This is a genomic window from Marinomonas sp. AWM4_232, from assembly GCF_056158325.1.
Window position 1 is genome coordinate 1 of sequence record NZ_JBSWTA010000017.1, and the last position, 3,884, is coordinate 3,884.

Here is a 3,884-nt window from a genome sequence, read left to right on the forward strand (position 1 = left end):
ATCGCCCCGCCCGTCGCGCGCAGCGCAGGCGCCGCCGCCTTGGCACAGCGAAAGACGCCAATCAGATTGGTGTTCAGCAGCGCCATCCACAGATCCTCGTCGATCCGGTCCAGATCGCCCGCCGGGATCGGGTCTCGCGTTCCCGAAATGCCAGCATTGTTCACCAGATAATCCAGCCGCCCCAGTTCATCGACCGCGGCATTCACCATCTTTTCGGCATCGCCCGGCACCGACACATTCCCCGGCGCCGAAATCACGTCCAGCCCTAAATCGCGCAGACGCTGAACCTGCTGTGGCCCCTGGGGATCGTCCTGCAGGTGGTTGATTGCAACCCGAATCCCCTGCTGTGCCAGGAAGGTGGCCGTGGCCAGGCCGATGCCCGACGCCCCCCCCGTCACCAGCGCGGTTCGTCCGGCTTCCCGTTGATTTGTCATCATCTTCTCCCATTCCGGAAATCAGCGAAACTTGCCGGGCGGTCGATCGCCCCGCAGCAAAACCGGGCGAGCCCGTCCTCCGCCCGTTTGACAAACATTAAAACATATAGTAGTTTATAACAACAGTAATTTGAAGGGCGCGGGGCCCGCAGGCCCCTTTCGCCAGAAACCGCCAACAGACGCCGGTGCTTATACGGCGAAGAAAAGGACGATCGCCTGGCCAAGAAAACCATCATGACCTGCGCCGTGACCGGAAACGGCACCATGCCGTCGCAGAACGAGAACCTGCCCGTCACGCCCGCCGAGATCGCGCAGGCCGCCATCGACGCGGGCAAGGCCGGGGCCGCGATCGCCCATATGCATGTGCGCGACCCGGAAACCGCGAAAGGGTCGATGGATCTGAACCTTTACCGCGAAGTCGTGGACCGCATCCGCGACGCCGGCTCTGACATCGTGATCAACCTGACCACCGGCGAGGGCCAGCGCTTTGTTCCCAGTGAAGAGGACCCCAGCATTGCCGGGCCGGGCACCACCCTGTGTCACCCCAGCCTGCGATCCGCCCATGTCAAGGCGCTGCGCCCCGAGATCTGCACGCTGGATTTCAATACGATGGTCAACAAGACCTGGACCGTCATCAACACGCCCCCGACCCTGAAGGTGATGGCCGATATCGCGAACGAGGCCGGCACCAAGCCCGAGATCGAGATCTTCGATTTGGGCGACCTGAACATGGCCAAGGATTTCATCGCCAAGGGCATCCTGAAGTCGCCCGCCATGTTCCAGTTCGTCATGGGCATCAATTTCGGTGCTGCGGCGAATTACCAGACGCTTGCCTATCTGATCTCGCAGTTGCCCGAGAACAGCGAATGGGCCGCCTTCGGCATCGGCAAGAACGCCTATCGCATGATGGCGCTGTCCTATCTGATGGGCGGGCATGTCCGCATCGGGATGGAGGACACGGTCTATATCGACAAGGGCGAGCTGTGCAAAAGCAATGCGCAGCTGGTCGAAAAGGGCGTCGGCATCGTCGAATCCCTTGGCGGTACGATGGCGACCCCCGCCGAGGCGCGCGAGATCCTTGGGCTGAAACAGCTTTAAGACCGGCGGGCCCCGACATGGGGCCCGGCCATTGGCCATCAGCTTCGGGAAAAGAATATGGAAGCGGATTTCATCATCGTCGGCGCAGGGTCGTCGGGCTGCGTTCTGGCCAACAGGCTTAGCCAGAACCCCAATCGCAAGGTCCTGCTGATCGAGGCAGGCGGGCGCGACAGCTATCCCTGGATCCATGTGCCTGCGGGATATTTCAAGACCATGAACAACCCCGCCTATGACTGGCGTTATCGGACCGAACCGGTTCCGGGCCTGAAGCGCAAGGTCATCAACTGGCCGCGCGGCAAGGTTTTGGGCGGGTCCTCGGCGCTGAACGGCTTGCTGTATGTGCGCGGGCAGGCGCAGGACTATGACCGCTGGCGGCAGATGGGCAATATCGGCTGGGGCTGGGACGATGTGCTGCCCTATTTCAAGCGCGCCGAGGGGAATGATCGCGGCGCAGATGCACTGCATGGCGGCGATGGACCGCTGGCGGTGTCGGACCCGCGCTATACCCACCCGATCTGCGACGCCTGGATCAAGGCGGCGCAACAGGCGGGCTATCCGGCGAACGATGACATCAACGGCGTCACGCAGGAAGGCGTCGGCTACTATCAGCTGACCATCCGAAACGGGCGTCGTTGCAGCACCGCCGTCGCCTATCTGCAACCGATCCGGCGCCGCCCCAACCTGGAGATCATGACCCGCGCGCAAGTCCGCAAGATCGTGCTGGAAGGCAAGCGGGCCATCGGTGTCGAGATCACGGATGCCGACGGACAGGTGCGCAGGCTGCTCGCGCGGCGCGAGGTGATCCTGTCTTCGGGTGCCGTCGGCTCGCCCCAGATCCTGATGCTGTCGGGGATCGGCGATGACACCGAATTGCGCAAGGCGGGCGTGCAGCCCCGGCATCACCTGCCGGGCGTCGGCAAGAACCTGCAGGACCACCTGCAAGCCCGCACGACCTTCAAGACCCGCAACAAGACCGTCAATGACGAGGTACGCAGCCTTGTCGCCAAGATGAAGACGGCGGCGCGCTACGGGTGGAAGCGGAACGGGCCGATGACGATGGGCGCCAGCATGGTCGCGGGCTTCCTGCGCAGTTCGCCGGACGAGGACACGCCCGACATCCAGTTCCACATCAACCCGTGGTCGGCCGACAGCCCCGCCGAGGGCGTGCACCCGTTTTCGGCATTCACCGCCACGGTCTGCGTGCTGCGTCCGACCAGCAAGGGTGAGATCACCCTTGCCGGCCCCGATCCGCTGGCCGCGCCCAGAATCCAGCCGAACTATCTGGCGACCGAGGATGACTGCCGCCGCACCGTGGAAGGCGTGCGCATCTCGCGCCGGATCGCCCGACAGGCCGCGCTGGCATCCGAGATCACCGAGGAATTCCGTCCCCCGCAGGATCTTGATCTGGATGATTACGACGCGGCACTGGAATGGGTGCGCGGCAATTCGACTACCGTCTATCACCCGACCGGCACCTGCAAGATGGGCGCGGATCAGGGCGCGGTTGTGGATGAACGGCTGCGCGTCCGCGGGATCGAGGGGCTGCGCGTCGTCGACTGCTCGATCATGCCGGAAATCGTGTCGGGCAATACCAACGCGCCGGCCGTGATGATTGCGGAAAAAGCCAGCGACATGATCCTTGAAGATGCCCGCCAGACATGCGGCAGAAAGTGACCCACATGGAAGAAGCGACAATGACCCAGATGCACGTGAACCTGACCCGGGTCGAGGCCCGCCTTGTCCGCACGCCGGTGTCGACCCCGGTGCGGACCTCGTTCGGGATCATGCATGACCGCCCCACCCTGCTGGTCCGCGTGACGGACGCCTCGGGCGTTCAGGGATATGGCGAGGTGTGGTGCAATTTTCCCGTCTGCGGGGCAGAACACCGCGCCAAACTGGTCGAGACGGAAATCGGGCCGCGCATCGTCGGGCAGGAATTCACCGACCCCCGGACCTGCTATGCCGCAATGGATGCCAAGCTGCATATCCTGCGCCTGCAAACCGGCGAGCCGGGCCCGATCGCGCAAGCCATCGCAGGTGTCGATATCGCGATCTGGGACATGGTCGCCAAACGCGCCGGCCTGCCGCTGCACAGGCTGCTGGGTGCCCGGACGGACCGCATCCCGGCCTATGCCAGCGGGATCAACCCGACCGGGGTGTTGGATACCGTCGCCCGCGCCCGCGCCGCAGGGCATCGGAACTTCAAGCTGTAAGGTCGGCTTTGGCGATCAGACCGACCGCGACAATGTGACGGCCCTCGCCGCCAGGTGCTGATCAGAGGGCATGGCGGAAGAAAATACGCAACCGAACCAAGCAACAGGCATCTTGACACTGCACGAGGAACTTAACCTT

At 63.7% G+C, this 3,884-nt stretch carries 4 protein-coding genes; 3 read left to right on the forward strand and 1 reads right to left on the reverse strand.

The features are described from left to right. A partial coding sequence (locus tag ACXAC1_RS20270; RefSeq protein WP_475064047.1) for an SDR family NAD(P)-dependent oxidoreductase occupies nucleotides 1-437 on the reverse strand: 437 nt, incomplete at its 3' end. A 231-nt stretch (nucleotides 438-668) separates the two neighbouring features. Here ACXAC1_RS20270 and ACXAC1_RS20275 point away from each other — a divergent pair. Genes ACXAC1_RS20275 through ACXAC1_RS20285 form a run of 3 tightly spaced genes read left to right on the forward strand, consistent with a single transcriptional unit; the run spans nucleotide 669 to nucleotide 3,745 of the window. Further along, complete coding sequence (locus ACXAC1_RS20275) at nucleotides 669-1,532, forward strand: beta-keto acid cleavage family enzyme (RefSeq protein WP_475064048.1); 864 nt, start codon at nucleotides 669-671, stop codon at nucleotides 1,530-1,532. A 57-nt stretch (nucleotides 1,533-1,589) separates the two neighbouring features. Next, complete coding sequence (locus ACXAC1_RS20280; RefSeq protein WP_475064050.1) at nucleotides 1,590-3,206, forward strand: GMC family oxidoreductase; 1,617 nt, start codon at nucleotides 1,590-1,592, stop codon at nucleotides 3,204-3,206. A 5-nt stretch (nucleotides 3,207-3,211) separates the two neighbouring features. Then, a complete protein-coding gene (locus ACXAC1_RS20285) occupies nucleotides 3,212-3,745 on the forward strand; it encodes an enolase-like domain-containing protein (RefSeq protein WP_475064051.1) in 534 nt (177 codons plus the stop codon). Nucleotides 3,746-3,884 lie beyond the last annotated feature (139 nt).

Excerpts from the sequence above, each read along its gene's own strand:
- ACXAC1_RS20275 (WP_475064048.1), top strand. The coding sequence starts at position 669 with ATGACCTGCGCCGTGACCGGAAACGGCACCATGCCGTCGCAGAACGAG.
- ACXAC1_RS20280 (WP_475064050.1), top strand. The coding sequence starts at position 1,590 with ATGGAAGCGGATTTCATCATCGTCGGCGCAGGGTCGTCGGGCTGCGTT.
- ACXAC1_RS20285 (WP_475064051.1), top strand. The coding sequence starts at position 3,212 with ATGGAAGAAGCGACAATGACCCAGATGCACGTGAACCTGACCCGGGTC.